Origin of the sequence: Streptomyces odonnellii (assembly GCF_000981895.1) — a bacterium.
Taxonomy (GTDB): domain Bacteria; phylum Actinomycetota; class Actinomycetes; order Streptomycetales; family Streptomycetaceae; genus Streptomyces; species Streptomyces odonnellii.
In genome coordinates this window covers 1-3,710 of sequence record NZ_LATD01000480.1, presented here as the reverse complement: position 1 = coordinate 3,710, position 3,710 = coordinate 1, and the positions used below count along the sequence as shown (strand labels likewise).

Here is a 3,710-nt window from a genome sequence, read left to right as displayed (position 1 = left end):
GCGGTCCTGACGGGATTTGAACCCGCGGCCTCCACCTTGACAGGGTGGCGAGCACTCCAAACTGCTCCACAGGACCAAGCTTTGTCGCGAGCACCAGTCTCGCACACGGAATCGCATGCCCCCAACGGGATTCCGGCACACTCTCCGTGACATCCGACCTCCGGTGAGCCCTGTCGGCCTGGTGATTCCCAGTGACCGCCCGGACACATTCCGCTTGGCTGATGTCGCTGAATCAGCGTAGCAGACCCCACGTCATACCCCGCACGCGTGACCTGCAACCTCGTCCCTGGGTGCCCGTCTTGGCGGGCCGCGCACTCCCCCCGCCTCGGTGCCGTTGAGGGAAAGTGCATACAGTCGAATAGGGGTTAAAAGCGGCAAATGGCCTTTCCGTGCAGGCCGACGGATCACCCTCTCGCAAGGCTGCGCCTCCCGGGCCGCGGGTTGCTGGCGATCCCGCTCGCGCTGATCGTCGTGATCACCGTCGCGTGCCTCTACACGCCCGCGCACACCCATCTCGCGGCGCGACCGGGAGCTGAACCGGGTGCGGTCGGTGGCCGAGGTGGCGCAGCGGGTTCTGCTCCGGCCGCCGCCCCGCCGGATCGGGCCGCTGCGTATCGCCTGGATGTATATGGCGGCCGAGGACGAGACCCAGATCGGGGGTGATCTGTTCGCGGTCGCCCGCGGAGCCCATGCGGGCAGCCGGGTGATCATCGGCGATGTACGGGGCAAGGGGCCGGCCTCCATCGGTGAGGCGGCGGTGGTGCTGGGCGCGTTCCGCGAGGGCGCTCACCGGTGCGCGACCCTGCCCGAGCTGGTGGCGGCCCTTGAAGACAGCGTCAGCCGGAACGTGGAGCAGGTCGCGGACACCGTGCACGACACCGGCGAGCACTTCACCACCGCGCTCGTGCTCGACATACCGGACCGCGGTCCGGAGGCCGAGATGATCAACTGCGGCCATCCACCGCCCCTGTTGGTGCACGGCCACGAGGTCACGGTCCTGCATGCCAACAGCCCGGCGCCGCCACTCGGGGTGAGCGAACCGTCCGCTCTGAGCCATCGCACCGACCCGTTCAGCTTCGAGACCGGCGATGCGCTGCTGCTCTACACGGACGGTGTCATCGAGGCGCGCTCGCCGGGCGGGGCCTTCTATCGGCTATGCCTCGTACCCCCGGCCGGCTGTGTAACTGCCCCTCGCGAATTCCGCGGAATCCGCTTGGGAATTCGGTGACAGCGCCGACGACATTGTCACGGTGGCGTCTCGGAACCGTACGCGTCGAACAGGCCCCGGACCAGGTCCGTAGCTCCTGATGAGAACGCTCCGGAGTCGCCGGAGCGGCAGCACCACCACCTACGGGGGTTACTCGATGTTCCGTACTCGGTTCCGTACACGCGCCACCGGCTGTGCCTCGCTCGCGATCGCGGGAGTCCTGCTGCTCTCCGCCTGCAACGGGGATGACACCGCGGCCGGTTCGGCGGCGCCCGCCGGCGGATCCGCGGCGTCCGCCGACGCGACCGGCTTCGCCTTCAAGTCCGGCACCGCGCAGCAGAACAACGCGGACCTGAACGAGGGCGACCTGGCCGCCAACGCGGCGCCCGCGAAGGCGGCCGCCGAGAGGAAGCCGGTGGTCCGCAAGTGGGTGCAGTTGTCCGCGGGCAAGGCCGGTGAACTGGACCCCGTGGTCATCAACGGTGCCGGCTTCACCCTCTACCGGTTCGACAAGGACACCGCGGACCCCTCGGTCTCCAACTGCTCCGGTGAGTGCGCCACGACCTGGCCGCCGTACCTCGTCGCTCCGGGCGGCCGGGTCTTCATCGACGGGGTGGACAAGTCGGCGATCGGCTTCATCCAGCGCGACGGCGCGTTCCAGGTGACGATCGGCGGCTGGCCGGTCTACCTCTTCAGCAAGGACACCAAGCCCGGGGACACCAACGGCCAGGGCGTGGGCGGCACGTGGTTCGGCGTCACGCCGGACGGCCAGAAGGCGGGCCAGAACGGTGGCGGCGGTACGGGCGGGAACGGAGCGAGCACGTACGGCGGTACGAGCGACCGGATCGCGAGCCGTGTCGCCTTCATCGGGCGCCCGGCGCCCTCCAAGCCCGTCGACGGCGGCGAGGACCGGGCTACCGGAATGGCCGAGTCTCCCGACTACCTCGGCTGACCGGCTCCGCTGAGATCTGGGACACCCCGGACCGCACCGGCAGGTGGGACCTGGGACGCCCCGGACCGCACCAGCAGGTCGAGGACGGCCGAGGCCGCCGTCTCCGACCCGCCAGCCATCGGCTTCCCCACGGTGAAGTCCATCCGCTTCCCCAACTGACCCGGATCCGGGGCGGGCACCCCTTCCGGGGACGGCCCGCCCCGGGCCCCTTCGCCGGGTGCGGGGACGCCGCTTCGTCGGATGTCCCGGCCCCGCACCAGGGCCGGGACATCGGCATATTGCGGGGGCGTACTGCTAGTGAAGGCGACGAGTTCTACTGGCGCACCGAGGGCAAGACACCGGACGAGTGGACCGTGGTGGTCGCCACGGTCAATTACGCCGGTGCCACCCAGACGATTACACAGAGCTACCATTCTCTGTGTGGTCCCTGAGGGCCTTCCTGACCGGTGTCGATGCGGGAAAGGCAGTTCTAGATGCTGCTGCTTATGCTGACGCCAGAGGACTGTGGGTCGAAAACAAGGCCAAGGTGTATGTCGAGAATGCGCCGGTAGGGGTCATTGGAAGGACCGGATAGTTGACTCATTACATAAATGTCTACCGGAATGCTCGAGGTGCCGTTCACGGGAGTCTCGGCGGTGCGCCGTGATCGATATTTCGGAGATGTTGGGGCGGCTGTGCGATTCTCCGATCGCCTGGTCCGACGAGGCCGCAGTTGAGATCGCTGACAGCCTGGCCCGATCGTTCGGTGCCGTTGTCGACTGGGACGATGAGGCTGGCGAAGAATGGCTGAGCGTTCTAATCCGTGATGCGCGTGTGGCGATCGTCTCCACGGGGCTCCAATTGGTTTTTGCCGTGGAGGGCCTTTCGGTCGACCTGGAGATTCCCGCACGGGAGGGAAAAGTAATTTTCGTTCCCTCGTTTGATGATCCGGTCATTCGCTGCGACATTGCTGTGCTCGGGCAGGCGTTTGGAGGAGAGGAGAAGTTTCGCACGTTGGATACTGAAAACTTCTCGGCAAACGATCTGTGGTTTGCAACCGTGTGACGCTGCGTTCGTAGCTGTTGCCTGCCGCTGCTCCCGCGGCGGTGATGACTGCAACGGCGCTCATTGGGCGCGGAGCCAGGCTCGGTTGAGGGAGCTGCGGATGCGAGCACTTTGTCGGCCCGGGCGAACGGCCCAAGGGAGCGACAGTGCTGACCAGGTTCTGGCTACCCCATGTCGAGGCAGCCAGAACGTGTGGTGGTCGTACGTGCCCCCAACGGGATTCGAACCCGTGCTACCGCCTTGAAAGGGCGGCGTCCTGGGCCACTAGACGATGAGGGCTAAGGGCTCGCCTGGCGCTTTCCAGCGCGTCGGGGACGCGTCAGCAGCATATGGGATGGCGGAGCGATCGCCAAAACGGGTTTACCTGGCCGGTACGGGGAGGCTCCTCGGGGTCGGGGAGGGGACGGGCGAGGGGGCGGCGGGCGAGGCGCCGGGCCCCGGGTACGCCGCGGAGTCCGGGCCGCCCGGGGGACCCACGCCCGTGCCCGTACCCGCGCCCCTGCCCGT

The 3,710-nt window shown here is 67.7% G+C and carries 3 protein-coding genes and 2 tRNA genes; 3 read left to right on the top strand and 2 right to left on the bottom strand.

Translation table 11 applies throughout. From position 1 onward, the window contains the following. Window position 1 precedes the first annotated feature (1 nt). Window positions 2-76, bottom strand: a tRNA-Asp gene (locus tag WH07_RS33495). A 474-nt stretch (window positions 77-550) separates the two neighbouring features. On the opposite strand from WH07_RS33495, the gene WH07_RS33490 reads away from it, so the two are divergent. From WH07_RS33490 to WH07_RS33480, 3 genes are all read left to right on the top strand, one after another. Further along, entirely contained in the window at window positions 551-1,228 is a 678-nt protein-coding gene (locus tag WH07_RS33490; RefSeq protein ID WP_157877484.1) for a PP2C family protein-serine/threonine phosphatase, read from the top strand. Between the two features lie 79 nt (window positions 1,229-1,307). Continuing rightward, the gene (locus tag WH07_RS33485) at window positions 1,308-2,159 is read left to right on the top strand and encodes a hypothetical protein (protein WP_232789149.1); all 852 of its coding nucleotides are present in this window, start codon (window positions 1,308-1,310) and stop codon (window positions 2,157-2,159) included. A gap of 642 nt (window positions 2,160-2,801) precedes the next feature. After that, window positions 2,802-3,203 (top strand): hypothetical protein, encoded by a 402-nt coding sequence (locus tag WH07_RS33480; protein ID WP_046508518.1) that lies wholly within the window; start codon window positions 2,802-2,804, stop codon window positions 3,201-3,203. A 206-nt stretch (window positions 3,204-3,409) separates the two neighbouring features. Here the strand turns inward: WH07_RS33480 and WH07_RS33475 are convergent. After that, window positions 3,410-3,482, bottom strand: a tRNA-Glu gene (locus WH07_RS33475). Between the last annotated feature and the right edge of the window lie 228 nt (window positions 3,483-3,710).